Origin of the sequence: Pseudomonas sp. PH1b (genome assembly GCF_000633395.1) — a bacterium.
Taxonomy (GTDB): Bacteria; Pseudomonadota; Gammaproteobacteria; order Pseudomonadales; family Pseudomonadaceae; genus Aquipseudomonas.
Map to the genome: position 1 here is coordinate 144,607 of NZ_AYMU01000007.1, position 16,356 is coordinate 160,962.

18 protein-coding genes are annotated in these 16,356 nt (G+C 63.3%); 12 read left to right on the forward strand and 6 right to left on the reverse strand.

Going from position 1 to position 16,356, the window contains the following annotated elements; translation table 11 throughout:
- The first annotated feature begins 4 nt into the window (after window positions 1-4).
- The 4 genes from U873_RS0113245 to U873_RS0113260 all read left to right on the forward strand — a co-directional run bounded on the left by U873_RS0113245 (window position 5) and on the right by U873_RS0113260 (window position 4,246).
- Window positions 5-718, forward strand: a complete 714-nt coding sequence (locus U873_RS0113245; protein ID WP_025128712.1) for a GntR family transcriptional regulator — start codon at window positions 5-7, stop codon at window positions 716-718.
- Window positions 715-1,722, forward strand: a complete 1,008-nt coding sequence (locus U873_RS0113250; protein ID WP_025128713.1) for an ADP-ribosylglycohydrolase family protein — start codon at window positions 715-717, stop codon at window positions 1,720-1,722. Before U873_RS0113245 ends, U873_RS0113250 begins: the two co-directional genes overlap by 4 nt.
- A 144-nt stretch (window positions 1,723-1,866) precedes the next feature.
- Window positions 1,867-3,333 carry a cytosine permease gene (locus U873_RS0113255; protein WP_025128714.1) on the forward strand — a complete coding sequence of 489 codons (1,467 nt, stop codon included), beginning with the start codon at window positions 1,867-1,869 and terminating at the stop codon, window positions 3,331-3,333.
- A complete protein-coding gene (locus U873_RS0113260) occupies window positions 3,326-4,246 on the forward strand; it encodes a PfkB family carbohydrate kinase (protein WP_025128715.1) in 921 nt (306 codons plus the stop codon). The genes U873_RS0113255 and U873_RS0113260 overlap by 8 nt, the downstream gene beginning before the upstream one ends.
- Window positions 4,247-4,274: 28 nt before the next feature.
- Here the strand turns inward: U873_RS0113260 and U873_RS0113265 are convergent, their stop codons facing one another.
- The 4 genes from U873_RS0113265 to U873_RS0113280 form a co-directional block, all read right to left on the reverse strand.
- Window positions 4,275-4,655 carry a Rho termination factor N-terminal domain-containing protein gene (locus U873_RS0113265; protein WP_025128716.1) on the reverse strand — a complete coding sequence of 127 codons (381 nt, stop codon included), beginning with the start codon at window positions 4,653-4,655 and terminating at the stop codon, window positions 4,275-4,277.
- A gap of 59 nt (window positions 4,656-4,714) precedes the next feature.
- A complete protein-coding gene (locus tag U873_RS0113270; protein WP_025128717.1) occupies window positions 4,715-5,041 on the reverse strand; it encodes a hypothetical protein in 327 nt (108 codons plus the stop codon).
- An 83-nt stretch (window positions 5,042-5,124) separates the two neighbouring features.
- Complete coding sequence (locus tag U873_RS0113275; protein ID WP_025128718.1) at window positions 5,125-6,342, reverse strand: MFS transporter; 1,218 nt, start codon at window positions 6,340-6,342, stop codon at window positions 5,125-5,127.
- A 114-nt stretch (window positions 6,343-6,456) separates the two neighbouring features.
- Window positions 6,457-7,098, reverse strand: a complete 642-nt coding sequence (locus U873_RS0113280) for an HD domain-containing protein (RefSeq protein WP_025128719.1) — start codon at window positions 7,096-7,098, stop codon at window positions 6,457-6,459.
- 219 nt (window positions 7,099-7,317) lie between these two features.
- Between U873_RS0113280 and U873_RS0113285 the strand changes: the two genes are divergently transcribed.
- Window positions 7,318-7,797 carry a GNAT family N-acetyltransferase gene (locus U873_RS0113285; RefSeq protein WP_025128720.1) on the forward strand — a complete coding sequence of 160 codons (480 nt, stop codon included), beginning with the start codon at window positions 7,318-7,320 and terminating at the stop codon, window positions 7,795-7,797.
- A 113-nt stretch (window positions 7,798-7,910) separates the two neighbouring features.
- On the opposite strand, the gene U873_RS0113290 is transcribed toward U873_RS0113285, so the two are convergent.
- Window positions 7,911-8,963, reverse strand: coding sequence for an NAD(P)-dependent alcohol dehydrogenase (locus U873_RS0113290; RefSeq protein WP_025128721.1), 1,053 nt, complete (start codon window positions 8,961-8,963; stop codon window positions 7,911-7,913).
- A gap of 180 nt (window positions 8,964-9,143) precedes the next feature.
- On the opposite strand from U873_RS0113290, the gene U873_RS0113295 reads away from it, so the two are divergent.
- Window positions 9,144-10,034 (forward strand): AraC family transcriptional regulator, encoded by an 891-nt coding sequence (locus U873_RS0113295; RefSeq protein WP_025128722.1) that lies wholly within the window; start codon window positions 9,144-9,146, stop codon window positions 10,032-10,034.
- Between the two features lie 169 nt (window positions 10,035-10,203).
- Here U873_RS0113295 and U873_RS0113300 read toward each other — a convergent pair whose 3' ends face one another.
- Entirely contained in the window at window positions 10,204-11,868 is a 1,665-nt protein-coding gene (locus U873_RS0113300; protein ID WP_025128723.1) for an electron transfer flavoprotein-ubiquinone oxidoreductase, read from the reverse strand.
- 99 nt (window positions 11,869-11,967) lie between these two features.
- Between U873_RS0113300 and U873_RS36045 the strand changes: the two genes are divergently transcribed.
- The 6 genes from U873_RS36045 (at window position 11,968) to U873_RS0113325 (ending at window position 16,177) form a co-directional block, all read left to right on the forward strand.
- Window positions 11,968-12,159, forward strand: a complete 192-nt coding sequence (locus U873_RS36045) for a hypothetical protein (protein WP_102863892.1) — start codon at window positions 11,968-11,970, stop codon at window positions 12,157-12,159.
- A gap of 256 nt (window positions 12,160-12,415) precedes the next feature.
- Window positions 12,416-13,165, forward strand: coding sequence for an electron transfer flavoprotein subunit beta/FixA family protein (locus U873_RS0113305; RefSeq protein WP_015634720.1), 750 nt, complete (start codon window positions 12,416-12,418; stop codon window positions 13,163-13,165).
- Window position 13,166: 1 nt separating this feature from the next.
- Window positions 13,167-14,096: an electron transfer flavoprotein subunit alpha/FixB family protein gene (locus U873_RS0113310; RefSeq protein ID WP_025128724.1), complete on the forward strand. Its 930-nt coding sequence runs from the start codon at window positions 13,167-13,169 to the stop codon at window positions 14,094-14,096.
- Between the two features lie 81 nt (window positions 14,097-14,177).
- Window positions 14,178-15,002, forward strand: a complete 825-nt coding sequence (locus U873_RS0113315; protein WP_025128725.1) for an ABC transporter substrate-binding protein — start codon at window positions 14,178-14,180, stop codon at window positions 15,000-15,002.
- Between the two features lie 9 nt (window positions 15,003-15,011).
- The gene (locus U873_RS0113320; RefSeq protein ID WP_025128726.1) at window positions 15,012-15,368 is read left to right on the forward strand and encodes a DUF4398 domain-containing protein; all 357 of its coding nucleotides are present in this window, start codon (window positions 15,012-15,014) and stop codon (window positions 15,366-15,368) included.
- Window positions 15,365-16,177, forward strand: a complete 813-nt coding sequence (locus tag U873_RS0113325; protein ID WP_025128727.1) for an OmpA family protein — start codon at window positions 15,365-15,367, stop codon at window positions 16,175-16,177. The genes U873_RS0113320 and U873_RS0113325 overlap by 4 nt, the downstream gene beginning before the upstream one ends.
- The last annotated feature ends 179 nt before the right edge of the window (window positions 16,178-16,356 follow it).

Below are 16,356 nucleotides of genomic sequence, written 5' to 3' on the forward strand. Positions count from 1 at the left end.
GGACATGATTAAACATGTCCGATTCGATAAAAAAACAAGGGTGGTCGACGAGTTGATCCGGCGTATTGAAAGCGGTCTCATGGAAGACGGCTTCCAGCTTCCGGGCGAGCATCAGTTGGCCGAGGAATTCGGTGTCAGCCGCGGCACCTTGCGTGAGGCCCTGGCCGAGCTCAAGCGACGCAACTACATCGCCACACAAAGCGGGGTCGGCTCCATCGTCACCTTTGACGGGGTCGCCCTGGACCAGCATCACGGCTGGGCCCAGGCCCTCGCCGACAGCGGCGCCCTGGTCAATACCGAGGTGCTGCGCCTGGAGGCGATCTGCCGCCCGGACCTCAAGCATCGCCTGGGGACCGATCAATTCATTGCCCTGGATCGTCGTCGTCGCAGTACCGATGGCCGGGTACTGTCCCTTGAGCGCTCGCTGATCCCAGCCTCCGGCGAGTTGGAAGGCCTGCCTCGGGTCGGCCTGATCGATGATTCCCTGACCATTACCCTGGCTGCCTATGGCTACATCGGCGAGCGTGGCGATCAGTGGATCGGCGCCGAGCCGTTGAGCGTGGACGATGCACAATTGCTCGGCCGTGCTCCAGGCGAGGTATTCCTCAAGGCACTGCGGACCACCTACGACCGCCAGGGCCGCTTCATGGAGCAGGTGGAGAGCCTGTTGGATCCTCAGCATTTTCGCATGCACCTGCAATTTGGAGAGTCGCGGTGAGCTCACTGCAACGCGCACTTGGGGCCTTCTATGGGCTGGCCTTGGGCGACGCCCTGGGCATGCCGACCCAATCCCTGAGCCGTGAGCAGATCCGCCAGCGTTTCGGTGTCATCCACACTCTGGAGGATGCTGGCCCGGATCAGCCGATCGCCGCCAACATGCCTGCGGGTTCGATCACCGACGATACCGAGCAGGCGATCCTGGTGGGCCAGTTGCTGGTTCGGGGCGAGGGGCGCATTGCCCCGGCGGCGTTGGCCCAGAGCCTGATCGAATGGGAAGCGGCGATGCGTGCCAAAGGCTCGCTGGACTTGCTTGGCCCTTCCACCAAGCACGCCATTGAATTGATTCTCGCCGGCCATTCGGTGGATGACGCCGGCCGCTACGGCACCACCAACGGCGCGGCGATGCGCATCACGCCAGTGGGGATTGCGGCCGATGTCACTCAGGCTGATGGTTTTATCCAGGCGGTGGTCGAAGCCTGCCAGGTGACCCATAACACCAGCCTGGGGATTGCCAGCGCAGCGGCGGTCGCGGCGGTGGTTTCAGCCGGAATCAACGGTGCTGCCTTGAGCGAGGCGCTGTCTTTGGGAGGGCAGATCGCCCGACAGGCGCAGGCCCGCGGGCACTGGGTTGCGGGTGCCAATATCGCCACGCGCCTGGAGTGGGCCTGTTCCTTGAGCGCCGGCGATGACAAGGCGCAGTTCATGCAGATGCTCTATGAGCTGATCGGTACGTCGGTGGCCTCCCAGGAATCAGTGGTGGCGAGCTTCGCCCTGGCCGGGCAAGTGGCTCTCGGGCACCTGGAAGCGTTCGAGGCGCTGTGTATGGCCGCCAGCCTGGGTGGCGACACCGACACCATTGCGGCCATTCTCGGCGCCATGCTCGGAGCCTGCCTGGGGTTGCCGGCCTGGCCCGCTGAATTGATCGCCCAGGTGCAGCAGGTCAATGCTCTGGATCTGCAACCTCTGGTACAACAGCTGCTGGCCTTGCGCCAGGTCGCCTGATCCGATCATCGCTCGGCGATAAAACATTCGATCGGCTTTGCCGCCGATTGCTATGGAAAGCGTGACCACGGCCAGGGATGCCGGGATGTTCAGCGACTTCCGAAATTGCCTAAAACCATAACAACGGCAACAGGAGCCTTATTCATGAGTTCATCGACGGTCGGGCCGGGCGCCGGGCAATTGGAAACCCGGGGGATCGAGCCGGTGCCCGAGGCTGAGTGCGACGGGCACCCGCTGCAACTGTTCTGGGTCTGGTTCGCGGCCAATATCAGCATCCTCGGCTTGCCCCTGGGAGCTACCCTGGTGGCCTTTCATGGCCTGTCGATCTGGCAGGTGCTGCTGGTGGCGATACTCGGCTCGATGGGCTCATTCGCCGTGGTCGGGTTGATTTCGGTGGCCGGCCGGCGAGGGCGGGCCCCGAGCCTGACCCTGTCCCGGGCGATCTTCGGTGTGCGCGGCAACATCGGCCCGACCCTGGTGTCGATGCTTTCCCGCGTAGGCTGGGAAACCGTCAACACCACCACCGCCGCCTTTGTCCTGTTGTCCTTGAGTTCGATCCTGTTCGATACCCAGGCGTCGGCCAGGGACACACCCCTGCTGACCCTGCTGTTCATCGGTCTCATCGTCCTGATGACCCTGAGCGTGTCCGGCCTGGGCCACGCCACCTTGCTGGTGATCCAGAAGTGGGCCACCTATGGATTCGGTGCGCTGAACCTGCTGGTCGGCGGATTTCTCTGCGCCACCGTCGATTGGACTGCGGTGTTCAATGCCACGCCCGCGCCGATGAGCGCCATGCTCATCGGCATCGGTACCATGGCCGCCGGCACCGGGATCGGCTGGGCCAGCTCCGGGGCGGACATGTCGCGCTATCAGCGGCGCTCGGTTACCGCCGGACGGCTGGTGGCCTCGGCAGCCTTTGGTGCCGGTATTCCGCTGGTGCTGCTGATCACCCTGGGCGGGCTGTTGTCAGTGGGTAATGATCAGTTGGCCTCGGCAGTGGATCCGATCATCGCGATCCGCAACATGCTGCCGAACTGGATGGCCGTGCCGTACCTGATCGCCGCGTTTGGCGGCCTGCTGCTCTCCAACAACCTGTCGGTGTATTCCGCCGGCCTCACCGCACTGACCCTGGGCCTCAGGGTCAAGCGGGTCTATGCGGTGCTGGTGGACATCGTGGCGATCTTCATCGGCTCGATCTATTTCATGCTGATCGCCGACAGTTTCTACGGTCCCTTCATCAGCTTCATTTCGCTGTTGGCGGTGCCGATCACTGCCTGGGTCGGGATTTTCGTGGTGGACCTGATCCACCGTCATTACTACAGCGCCGATGACTTGCTCGATGTCAGCCCGAGCAGCGCCTATTGGTACCGGGGCGGCATCGAGTGGCGCGCCTTTGGCGCCTGGGTGCTGGCCATCGTCCTGGGCTTCTGCTTCACCAGCATTGGTACCACCGCCGCAGACGCCTGGTTCACCGGGCCGCTGGCCAACTCCTGGCTGGGCGAGAATGGCCTGGGCTGGATCGTCACCTTCCTGGTAGCCGGGGGCGGCTACGGCCTGCTGGGGGGCGCCCGGGATCGGCGCGGGGCCTTTATCGAGAATGCCAATGCCTAGATTGCTGCACAGCGGCCAGGTGATCGTCGATCTGGTGATGGCGGTGGATCGTCTGCCGGCGTCAGGCGGCGATGTGCTGGCCGATTCGGCGAGCTTCGAGGTCGGCGGTGGCTTCAATGTCATGGCCGCTGCGGCGCGCAACGGCTTGCCGGTGGTCTACCTCGGCCGTCACGGCCAGGGTCGATTCGGCGACCTGGCGCGCCAGGCGATGCAGGCCGAAGGCATTCGGATGAGCCTGGAATGCAGCCCCGGGGCTGATACCGGTTTGTGCGTGGCCCTGACCGAATCTTCTGCCGAGCGTACGTTCATTTCCCACATCGGCGCCGAGGGCGAATTGTCGGCCGAGGATTTGGCACACGTCACCGTGGCCCCGGGGGACTACCTGTATGTCAGTGGCTACAGCCTGCTGCAGGCGAGCAAGGCCCAGGCCCTGGTGGACTGGCTGCTGACGCTGCCGCGAGAGTTGCCGCTGATGTTCGATCCGGGACCGCTGGCGGCCTCGGCGGACTCCCCGCTGATGGCAGCCTTGCTGCCGCGGATCGATATCTGGAGCAGCAACCGGGCAGAAGCGCTGCAGTTCACCTCGGCCTCAGAGATCGGCGCCGCATTGCAGCAGCTTGGCTCCTGGCTGTCGCCCAGTGCCTTGCTGGTCTTGCGTGACGCCGCTCGGGGCTGCTGGGTCAGTCAGCGCGGGCAGGCGGTTCAGGTCCCGGGGTTCAAGGTCGAGGCGCTGGACAGCAACGGCGCTGGCGACACCCACGCCGGGGTTTTTGTCGCAGCCCTGGCGGCAGGCCATGAGCCCCTGGCAGCGGCGCGCCGGGCCAACGCCGCCGCTGCTCTGGCGGTCACCCGCCGCGGCCCGGCCACGGCGCCGGGTAGCGCTGAAGTAGAGGCCATGCTGCTCGCTCAGTGAAGAGCGGCTTGCCCTTGGCTCCGACGCTTCAACCGGCTTTGCGCAAGGCTTCGATCAATTCCTGCTTGCGCATGCTGGAGCGCCCCGGAATGTTCTTCGCCCGGGCCTCTTTGAGCAGGCTTTGCTTGCTTTGGGTGCCGAGGGACGCAGCGCTGTTGCGGGCGTGGCCCTGGCGCGTGGCCACGGCGCGGCGGGCTGACTCACTGCGAGCCCGAGCCTTGTCTGCCTGGCTCTTGTCCTTGCCCGAGCCGCCGGCGCGCTCGCCCCCTCCGGACTGCTTGTTGACCGTGGCCCAGGCCCGCGCTTCGGCCTGCTCCGGGGGCAGGCCACGTTCCTCGTAGCTGGCTTCGATGGCCGCCGCCTTGCGCCGCTGGGCGAGGGTGTATTTGGCTTTGCTTCCTCGAGTCATGGCATCTCTCCTCAAGGCCCCGCCAGGCGGGGCGTGCTGGATTGAACCGGCGCCGGGCGCTACTGGCTGCTGCCTTCGGAGCCTGAGCCGCCGCTGGTGGTTTTCGAACCGGTGCCGGTCTTGCTGTTGTCCGGGCTGCTCGAATCCAGGGTGCCGGCCCCGCCCTGGCGGCCGTTGTCGTTGCCCTGGATCCGCGGGTCGGTGCCGGTGGCGGGTGGCAGCGAACCTTCGTCCATGGCCGGTGGGTTGAGGTTGATTTTCGGTGTGCCCTGGGTCGCGGGGGATTTTGGACCTTCCACCGGGTTGGTCGGGCCGGTGGCGCCCGCCAGGGCGGCGGTGGACAGCAGCCCGGCCAGTGCGAGGGCAGAGAGTTGGACCTTGATCATGGTGTCGCCTCCATTCGTTAGCGTCGTACCTGATATTGGTCCGCCCTGGTTGGCGATTGGTGCCTGAGAAGCGATGAACGGTGTCAGCTGCCGTGGGCGATCCGTGGCTGGCGCAAGCGACGCCAGCCCAGGCGCCCGAGGCTGATCAGCCAGTTCAGCAAGGCGATGCCCAGCACGGTGAATAGCAGGGTCTGGATGCCGGATTCGACGATGATCCGTCCGGCCAGCAAGGGAAAACCGAACACCCCGATAAAGTAGGACAGGCTGAACAGCAGCAATGATTGAGAGGTGCTGGCGCTGGGCGCCTCGTTGGCGGCCAGGCCGTTGATCACCGAATAGGTCAGGCCATAGCCAACCCCCAGCACTGCCGCGGCCAGCAGGTAGCTGGCGCTGCTGTCGACGGCAAACAGGAACAGCAGGATCGATACCACCATCAGCCCCGACAGCAGGCAGGAGGCACGGTAGGGGTCGCGCTTGACCACAAAGCCGGCGATCAGCATCCGGCTGGCGATGGCGGCGCTCATGAAGCCGAGAAAGAACAGCGAGTAATCAACCCCGCGGGAAGGCCCGTAGCTGGTCTGGAAACTCGACAGGCCGCCGAACACGCAGCCCCCCAGGCCCACCATCAGAATCGGGAACACAGCCCTGGAGGACAGCACGCGAACCGTGCCGTCCCAGGTGATGCGCGCCGCCGCCGTGCCCAGGTGACTGGCGCGCTGATGCAGGTGGGCACCCAGTCGCCAGAAGATCAACACCCCCAGCAGACTGGCCGCTGCGGCAATGAAAAAGGCGCTGGTCAATGGATACCCCAGGGCGCTGGCCAGGCGCCCCAGCAGCGGGCCGGAGCCGATGCCGGTCATCATGCTGCCCGACAGCAGGGCGAAGTAACGAGCGCGGTGTGCCGGCTCCACCAGCATGGCCACGAGGATGGGCCCCAAGGTGTAGAACACCCCCCAACCCAGGCCCAGGGTCAGGCCGAAGACCAGCAGGCCGGGGCCGAATCCCGGAGTCAGGGCAAAGCCCAGGCTGGCCAGTGCCAGCAGGCAGCCGAACAGCGCCACTGAGCGCGCGGCGCCGAGCCAGTCTGCAAGGTGCCCGGAACCGATCACGGCAACGAAGGTACTGAGCATCGCTGCGGAAATCACGCTGCCGGCGTCATGTTCATTGCCGCCCCGGCCGCTGATCAGCAATGACAGGAGAAAGGTCGAGCCATAGGACAGCGACAGCAGGTAGCTGCCCAGGCAGAACAGGCCGAAGAGTGGGCCTGAAACCCTGGATTCCTGCGTATTGCCCGCGGACATGAAAGCGCCTCTTTATGCTTGGAGTTATGCCGGGCTTTCTAGCATGGTACCGCCGGGTGTTTGTTGTCTTCCTGCAGGCCTCAGGGTTAGCCGGCAGCGGAGTAAGCGTTGCTGCTACTGGCCGATCTCCTCCAGCAACTCCTGTCGAAAGCGCTGCAGGCGCTCATGGCGGACCTGGGCCAGGCGGATGCCGGCGGCGGTGTTAAAACCTTCGGCGAGGTGCAGCAACTTGGTCTGGAAGTGGTCCAGGGTGAAGTGCGCGTCGTCGAGTTCGCGCTGCTCGGCGCATGGGTCGTTGGGGTCGTAGAGAGCCCGCCCCAGGCGTCCCGCGACATAGAAGGTGCGGGCCACACCCAGGGCGCCCAGGGCATCGAGCCGGTCGGCGTCCTGGAGAATCCTGGCTTCCAGGGACGTGGGCGCAATGGCGGCCGAAAAGCTGTGGGCGGCGATGGCGTGGGCCACGGCGTCGATCTCGCAGCTGGACCAGCCAAGTTCGGAGAGCACACCGCGAGCCTTGTCCGCCGAGAGTTGCGAGGCCCGGGGGCGCAGCGGCGAACTTTTTTCCACGGCCACGCAATCGTGGAGCAGGGTGGCGGCCAGCAGTACCTTGAGGTCGCCGCCTTCTTCCCCTGCAATGCGCCGCACATTGTTCCAGACCCGTTGCAGGTGGGACAGGTCATGGGCGCCGTCATCGCCAGGCTCGAGGGCATGTGGCAGCAGGGTGGTCGCCAGGGTATGCAGAGGTGCGAAGGTCATTGAAGGGCCTGAGGTGTCCAGTTCGATGCCACTGTAGCCGTTGTCGTGGCTGGCGATAAGGCGTGCAGGGGCTGCAAGGCTGTGGAAGTGTCGTTGATCGCCGCCAGTGGAATGGGGCTTGGCGAGTCGCAACGGTCAGCCCGGTGCATGCAAATGCCCGTGCATGTTTTTCTCCTGTCGTTCTAATATGGCCGCCTGATTCCGCCATGAGAACCGTCGATGTCCGTCGAAATCCGTCCCGCGCTGCCTAGCGATGCCCCGCAGATTCTTGCGTTCATCACCGAACTCGCCGACTACGAGCGGGCCCGCCACGAGGTGCTCGCCAGTGTTGCCGACATCGAACGCAGCCTGTTCAGCGAAGGCGCCACGGCCCACGGCCTGATTTGCCTGCGTGACGGTGTGCCGATCGGCTTTGCGGTATTTTTCTTCAGTTATTCCACCTGGTTGGGCAGCAACTGCCTGTACCTGGAGGATCTCTACATCACCCCGGAACAGCGCGGTGGCGGGGCGGGCAAGCAACTGCTGCGGCACTTGGCGCAGATTGCCTGTGACAACGATTGCGGACGCTTCGAATGGAGCGTGCTGGAGTGGAATGAACCGGCGATCCAGTTCTACAAGTCCCTGGGCGCCCAGCCTCAGGAGGAGTGGGTCAAGTACCGCATGGACGGCGAAGTGCTGCGGGCTTTCGCCCGCGGCTGACGACAACTCCATGAGTTGACGTCGGCTGGCCCATGCAGGAGCCGGCTTGCCGGCGAGGGCGTACGCCGTGGAGCGCCTCCCCGCGACAAGCCGGGCCGTCATGGCATCGAGGGTCAGGCCTTCAAGGTCGCCATGTCGATCACGAAGCGATACTTCACATCCCCTTTGATCATGCGCTCATAGGCCTGGTTGATCTGGCGAATATCGAGCATTTCGATATCGCAGGTGATGCCGTGTTCGGCGCAGAAATCCAGCACTTCCTGGGTCTCGGCAATGCCGCCGATCAGCGAGCCGGCCAGCACCCGGCGGCTCATCACCAGCTTGGCGGCATGCAGCGCCGGGTCTACCGGTTCGATCAGGCCCACCAGGATATGCACGCCGTCGAAACGCAAGGTGTCGAGGTAGGGATTGAGGTCGTGGGGCACCGGGATGGTGTCCAGCAGGAAGTTGAAATGCCCGGCTACCGACTGCATCTGCGCCGCATCGGTGGACACGATCACGTGGTCAGCACCCTGGCGGCGGGCCTCTTCGGCCTTGCTCGCGGAGCGGGTGAACAGGGTCACTTCGGCGCCCAGGGCCTTGGCGAACTTGATGCCCATGTGGCCCAGGCCGCCCATGCCGAGAATCCCTACCTTGTCACCGGCCTTGACTCCGTAGTGCTTGAGTGGCGAGTAGGTGGTGATGCCGGCGCAGAGGATCGGCGCGGCGCTGGCCAGGTCGAGTTTCTCCGGGATGCGCACCACGAAGTGCTCGCTGACCACGATGCTGTCGGAGTAGCCGCCCATGGTGTTGCTGCCATCGACCCGGTCCGGGGTGGCGTAGGTCATGGTCGGGCCTTGTAGGCAATACTGCTCCAGGTCCGCGGCGCAGGCTTCGCAGTGGCGGCAGGAGTCGACCATGCAACCGACGCCCACCAGGTCGCCGACCTTGTGCTTGCTGACGTTGGCACCGACGGCGGTGACCTTGCCGACGATCTCGTGGCCCGGCATCAGCGGGTACACGGCGATCCCCCATTCGTTGCGGGCCTGGTGGATGTCGGAGTGGCAGACGCCGCAGTAGAGGATCTCGATGGCGACGTCGTCCGCACGTGGACTGCGGCGCTGGAAGCTCATGGGGGCGAGGGGAGTGGTGGCCGACTGGGCGGCATAACCGATGGCGGTGTACATGGTGGACCTCGCAAAAACACTGACGATTGAGGCGGGGCATTTTCTGCGTCGGGCCTCGGGGCAACCATGGTGATTCCTCGGCATGTCATGCCTATTCCTCCGGCATTGGCGGTTTTCACGCGGCATTGGCGTGCAGACCTGCGATGATGTTTTCATCCCTTTTTTCGTGAAGTTTTCTGCATGCTGCTGACCCGTCATCTGGACGCCAACGCCACCCTGGTCTCGCTGATCCAGCCCCTTGCCAGTCGCGAGGGCTTCGTTGCTACCGCCTTGCCCGGGGTCAAGGTGCTGCGGGCCAGCTGCGATGTGGCGCGGGGTCCGCAGATCTACGAGCCGAGCCTGATGATCATTGCCCAGGGCAGCAAGCTGGCCTACCTGGGCACGCGGACCCTGGAATACGGCGCCGGGCATTACCTGATCCAGGCCCTGTCGGTGCCCTTCGAGTGCGAAACCTTCGCCTTGCCGGATGCGCCACTGCTGGGGGTTTCCATCGCCATCGACCGGGCAGTGCTGAGCGAGCTGGTGCTGGCCATGGGCGTCAGCGAGGGCCGGGCGGCCTCGGCGCAGACCCTGGAGTCGATGACTTCGGCGGTGCTCGACGACGCCATGCGTGGCTGCGTGGAACGCCTGCTGCGCTGCCTGCACGATCCTCTGGAGTGCAAGGTCATGGGCCCTTCACGGGTGCGCGAGTTGCTCTTTGCCGCTTTGCGTGGGCCCCAGGCCGATGCGCTGCGGGCGCTGGTGGAGCAGCAGGGGCAGTTCGCCCGGGTTGCGGCCTCGCTCAACCACCTGCACGAGCACTACACCGAGCCGTTGAACGTCGAGACCCTGGCCCGCTGCGCCAACATGAGCACTTCGACCTTCCACGAGCATTTCAAGCGCAGCACCCTGCTGTCGCCGGTGCAGTATCTGAAGCGCCTGCGCCTGCTCAAGGCCCAGCAGCTGCTGCTGGGAGAGGGGCTGGGCGTGGCCCAGGTGGCGCATCGCGTGGGTTACCAGAGCACCTCGCAGTTCAGTCGTGAGTACAAGCGCTACTTCGAGCGTAATCCCGGGGAAGAGCGCGCAGCCTGAAAACACCGCGCCCCTTGTAGGAGCTGGCTTGCCAGCGAAGGCGCTCTTGGGCCGGAGCAAGGTTTGGGGGGGGCTTCGCCGGCAAGCCGGCTCTTACAGGTTGTGGTGTCGCCGAATCCCGGGCATGAAAAAGGCCCCCATAAAGGGGGCCTTCTTATATCGCAGCGGCTTACATGTTCGGGTAAGTCGGGCCGCCAGCGCCTTCCGGGGTGACCCAGGTGATGTTCTGGGCCGGGTCCTTGATGTCGCAGGTCTTGCAGTGCACGCAGTTCTGGGCGTTGATCTGGAAGCGCTTCTCGCCATCTTCCTGGGTGATCACTTCATACACGCCGGCCGGGCAGTAGCGCTGGGCCGGCTCGTCGTACAGCGGCAGGTTGCGGCCGAGCGGGATGCTCGGGTCGGTCAGCTTCAGGTGGCACGGCTGTTCTTCTTCGTGGTTGGTACCGGAGATGAACACCGAGCTCAGTTTGTCGAAGCTGAGTTTGCCGTCGGGTTTCGGGTAGTCGATCTTCACGCAGTCCTTGGCCAGCTTCAGGCAGGCGTAGTCCGGCTTGGTGTCGTGCAGGGTGAAGGGCAGCTTGCCGCCGAAGATGTTCTGGTCCATCCAGTTGAAGCCGGCGCCGATGATCGGGCCGAACTTGTGCATGGCCGGGCCGAAGTTGCGGCTGGCGAACAGTTCTTCGTACAGCCAGCTGGACTTGAACGAGTCGACGTAGCTCTTGAGCTCGTCGGCGCCTTCGGAACCGGCGAACAGCGAGTCGGCCACGGCATCGGCGGCGAGCATGCCGGACTTCATGGCGGTGTGGCTGCCCTTGATCTTGGCGAAGTTCAGGGTGCCCAGGTCGCAGCCGATCAGTGCGCCGCCCTTGAATACCATCTTCGGCAGCGAGTTCAGGCCGCCCTTGCAGATGGCCCGGGCGCCGTAGCTGATGCGCTTGCCGCCTTCCAGGTACTGCTTGAGCACCGGGTGATGCTTGAGTCGCTGGAACTCGTCGAACGGCGACAGGTAGGTGTTGGCGTAGGACAGGTCGACGATCAGGCCCACCACCACCTGGTTGTTTTCCAGGTGATAGAGGAAGGAGCCGCCGGTGTTCTCGTTGCTCATGATGTCCAGCGGCCAGCCGGCGGTGTGTACCACCAGGCCTGGCTGGTGCTTGGCCGGATCGATTTCCCAGATTTCCTTGAGGCCGATGCCGTAGTGCTGGGCGTCGGCGTCGCTGTCCAGGTTGAACTGCTTGATCAGCTGCTTGCCGATATGGCCACGGCAGCCTTCGGCGAACAGGGTGTATTTACCGCGCAGTTCCATGCCAGGGGTATAGAGGCCGTCCTTTGGATGGCCTTCACGGTCGACACCCAGGTCACCGGTGATGATCCCGCGGACCACGCCGTTTTCGTCGATCAGGGCTTCCTGGGCGGCGAAGCCCGGGTAGATCTCCACGCCCAGGTTCTCGGCCTGCTGGGCCAGCCAGCGGCACAGGTTGCCCAGGGAAATGATGTAGTTGCCTTCGTTGTGCATGGTCTTGGGCACAAAGAAGTCTGGAACCTTGGTGGCGGCTTCACCGCTGCGCAGGACATAGATGTCGTCGCGGGTGACCGGGGTGTTGAGCGGGGCGCCCAGCTCTTTCCAGTCCGGGAACAGCTCGTTCAGGGCCCGTGGTTCGAACACGGCACCGGAAAGGATGTGAGCACCGACTTCGGAGCCTTTTTCAACCACGCAGACGCTGATTTCCTTGCCGGCTTCAGCGGCCTTCTGCTTAAGGCGGCAAGCGGCGGACAAGCCTGCGGGGCCGGCACCGACGATGACCACGTCGAATTCCATGTATTCGCGTTCCACTAGGCTATCTCCTACTCAAGGCTCAACGGTTTTTTCTAATTGGAGGTTTGGCGTTGCATCCGCGCTTTCTCCCATCACACAGGGGGGGAGGAGGTGAGGATGGCCGACCTTTCTCTCTGGGCGGCGCATTATATCTACACCACTCTCAGCGTCCAATACAAACGTTTGTTTGAATTTGCCGCAGCCCAGATAAATCAAAGAAGCGCGGCTTATAAACGGCTATTTTGCCGTATTGACCGGAAAAGGCGTTCCGGTCAAGATACGGTCGGTTTTGCGCTCGCCGTAGGCTGACTGTTGGTTTCAAGAGCACCTCTAAAGACAGGGCAAAGGCAGTAAAGGTGACGCGCCGCGCAGCTTGAATCTGCGCAGTTTACACGCCGCGATAATGAATGACCCGTCGGTCACCACTGACGAGCGGTCATCACCCCGTGAGCAAGGTCAACCTTTGTGCGCCAGCGTTTTTGGAGGTGCCCTTGTGCCGATGAGCATCAACCGCCAGGTTCTCGCCTAGGCGACTTTCTTTTCACCGGAGAGTAACGAGGAATCCATGAAGGTTCTTGTAGCTGTCAAACGAGTGGTCGACTATAACGTCAAGGTTCGCGTCAAAGCGGACAACTCCGGCGTCGACCTCGCCAACGTCAAGATGTCGATGAACCCTTTCTGCGAAATCGCAGTGGAAGAAGCCGTACGCCTGAAAGAGAAAGGTGTAGCGACTGAAATCGTCGTCGTCTCCATCGGTCCTGCTACTGCTCAAGAGCAACTGCGTACCGCCCTGGCACTGGGTGCCGATCGCGCGATCCTCGTCGAGTCCGCTGAAGAGTTGAACTCCCTGGCCGTGGCCAAGCTGCTCAAGGCCGTGGTCGACAAGGAACAGCCTCAGCTGGTGATCCTCGGCAAACAGGCCATCGATAGCGACAACAACCAGACCGGCCAGATGCTGGCGGCCCTGAGCGGTTACGCTCAAGGCACCTTCGCCTCCAAGGTTGAAGTGTCCGGCGACAAGGTCAATGTCACCCGTGAAATCGACGGCGGCCTGCAGACCGTTGCGCTGAACCTGCCAGCCATCGTCACCACCGACCTGCGTTTGAACGAGCCGCGCTACGCGTCTTTGCCAAACATCATGAAAGCCAAGAAGAAGCCGCTTGAAACGCTGACTCCTGATGCTTTGGGCGTTTCCACCGCCTCCACCAACAAGACCCTGAAAGTCGAAGCGCCGGCTGCACGCAGCGCGGGTATCAAGGTCAAGTCGGTGGCTGAACTGGTCGAGAAACTGAAAAACGAAGCGAAGGTAATCTGACATGACTATCTTGGTAATCGCCGAACACGATAACAAGGCGCTGGCTCCGGCCACCCTGAACACCGTTGCTGCTGCTGCCAAAATCGGTGGTGACGTGCATGTACTGGTAGCCGGCCAGGGCGTTGGCGCTGTGGCTGAAGCTGCGGCCAAGATCGCTGGCGTGGCTAAAGTGCTGGTGGCCGACAACGCCGCCTACGCTCACCAACTGCCGGAAAACGTTGCGCCGCTGGTGGCCGAACTGGGTGCTGGCTACAGCCACATCCTGGCTGCCGCTACTTCCAACGGCAAAAACATCCTGCCGCGGGTTGCCGCTCAGCTGGACGTCGACCAGATCTCCGAGATCATCTCGGTAGAAAGCGCTGATACCTTCAAGCGTCCGATCTATGCCGGTAACGCCATCGCTACCGTGCAGTCCTCGGCTGCCGTGAAAGTCATCACCGTGCGTGCCACCGGCTTCGACGCCGTTGCCGCTGAAGGTGGTTCGGCCGCGGTTGAAGCCGTCGGCGCCGCTCACGATGCCGGCAAGTCGAGCTTCGTTGGCGAAGAGCTGGCCAAGTCCGACCGTCCTGAACTGACCGCTGCCAAGATCGTCGTTTCCGGCGGCCGTGGCATGCAGAACGGCGACAACTTCAAGCACCTGTACGCCCTGGCCGACAAGCTCGGCGCTGCTGTCGGCGCTTCCCGCGCTGCGGTGGACGCAGGCTTCGTACCGAACGACATGCAGGTCGGCCAGACCGGCAAGATCGTTGCGCCACAGCTGTACATCGCCGTCGGTATCTCCGGCGCGATCCAGCATTTGGCCGGCATGAAAGACTCCAAGGTGATCGTTGCGATCAACAAGGACGAAGAAGCTCCGATCTTCCAGGTGGCCGATTACGGCCTGGTGGCGGACTTGTTCGAAGCCGTACCTGAGCTGGAGAAGCTGGTCTAATCCGGCGGCTTCACTTATAAAGAGCCCGGCCCCTTGGCCGGGCTTTTTTTATGTGTTTTTTTTGCTGGGGAGAATTTCGCCATGGATCTGCGCCGCATGAGTGGCTGGTCAGCGCTGTTGGGCCTGACGTTGTTGCCATCGCTGTCGATGGCTGCAGGCAAGTGCGAACGCCTGGTGGTCACCGGTAGCCCGGATGCACCGCCGTACCTGTGGCGCGACCCGCAAAATCCCAAGCACCTGATCGGGGCCAGCGCCGATCTGTTGCAGCAGGTGGCGGGAGAGCTGGGGCTCAAGGTCGAATTGCTGTATGCCGGCAAGCGTTCCGAGGCCCTGGATGAAGTGCGCAGCGGGCGCATGGATCTGTTGGCCGACGCGCCCCTGACCTTGAACGAGTTGGAGTCCCTGGACTACATCCATCCGGCCCTGGTGCAGAATGACTACCTGGTATGGACCCGCAAGGACTCGACCCTCAGCTATAACCAGCCGGCGGATCTTGCCGGCCATCCCGGCGCGGTATCGGAAAAGGCCCGGCTGACCCAGCCTTTCCAGGCCATGGCCAAGGCGCACCTGCAACTCAAGCCTCTGCCGAACCTGACCCAGGTGTTCCAGACCTTGCTCCTGGGGGAAGTGGACTACGTTCTGGCGCCGCGTTACGCGGGCATGGCCATGGCCCAGTCCTTGGGGATGGCGGCGGATCTGACGTCCTTTCCCCAGCCGGTCGACAAACCGGGGCTGTTTCTCGCGCTGTCCCACAACTCCGCCTGCAATGACCCATGGTTGCGCGGACAGTTGGCCAAAAAGATGACAGAATTGCCCGCGTCCGGTCTGACGGAGGCCTTGCTGCAGCGCAATCTGGAGCGCTGGAAGGCTCAGATGCAGCAACCCGTCAGCAGCCCAAAACCGTAGGAATATCGTGTGACTATTCGACCTATTTTCGCTGCCCTGGCCGTTCTGGCCCTGGCGGGTTGTGCAACCGATCCCGCACCCAACGAACAGATGCGCCTCACGGCCCAGGCGCTGGAACAAGCCAAGGCCGTGGGAGCTTCTGTCGACGACGTGCCTGAGTTGAAACTGGCCGAAGACAAGTACTCCCGGGCCCAGGGCAATATGCAGGATGAGTCCTACAAGAAGGCACGGATGCGTGCCGAGCAGGCGGAGCTGGATGCGCGCCTGGCGGAGGCAAAAGTCTTGACCCAGAAGAGCCAGGAACAGGTGAACGTGCTCAATACCCGTATCACGCGTCTGCGCAAACAGCTGGGAGACGCCCAATGAAACTGATCAAGCCTCTGTTCGCCAGCGCTGTACTGCTGGCCGGCGCCAGTCTCGTTGGCTGTGCCGGCCAGCACAGCGAAGAAGCCCTGCAACAGGCCGGCAATGACTTCCAGAAGGTCAAGGAGGACTCCAATGTGCTGCGTATCGCGCCCAAGGACGTGATCCGTGCCGGTGAGTCTCTGGCCCGTGCCGATCGCCTGTCCAGCTATTGGGGCAGCGGTGGCGACGTGGAGCATTACGCCTACTTGAGCAGTCGTTACAGTGCAATTGCCCGTGAGCACACGGAGCTGGCGCTGAACCAGGAGCAGGCGGCCAAGCTCGAACTGGAGCGTCAGCGCCTGCAACTGGCCTTGCGCGAGGCCAAGTTGCTCAGCGTGCAGCAGCAGGGCAAGTGGCTGGAGGAGCAGATCATCAGCCTGGCGACAACCCAGACTGATCGCGGTCTGGTCATGACCCTGGGGGACGTGCTGTTCGATACCGGCGAGGCGGAGCTGAAGAGTTCGGCCAATCGCACGGTGCTCAAGGTGGTGCAGTTTCTCCAGCTCAACCCCAAGCGCGTGGTGCGCATTGAGGGTTACACCGACAACACCGGCGAAAAGCAGAGCAATCTGCAGTTGTCCCGCGATCGGGCGCAGTCGGTGGCGGATGTGCTGGTGGACCTGGGCATCGACGAGAAGCGGATCCAGGTCGAGGGCTATGGCGACGACTATCCGGTAGAGGCCAATGCCTCCGAGCGGGGGCGGGCACAGAACCGTCGGGTCGAGATCGTCTTCTCCGATGAAAAGGGCCAGCTCGGCGCTGCTCGCTGAAACCCAGCGGATGCCCTGAAAAAACCCGACGCCTGCCAGGCGCCGGGTTTTTTCATGTCTGTCTCAAGGTTCACAAAAACCCTACAGTTCTGCTTTTCACTGCCCGGTGTCCTCGACTATTGTAGAAACTGTCCCAGTACACTTCTAAACTGTGCCGGTATTGTTTCACACAAGAATAA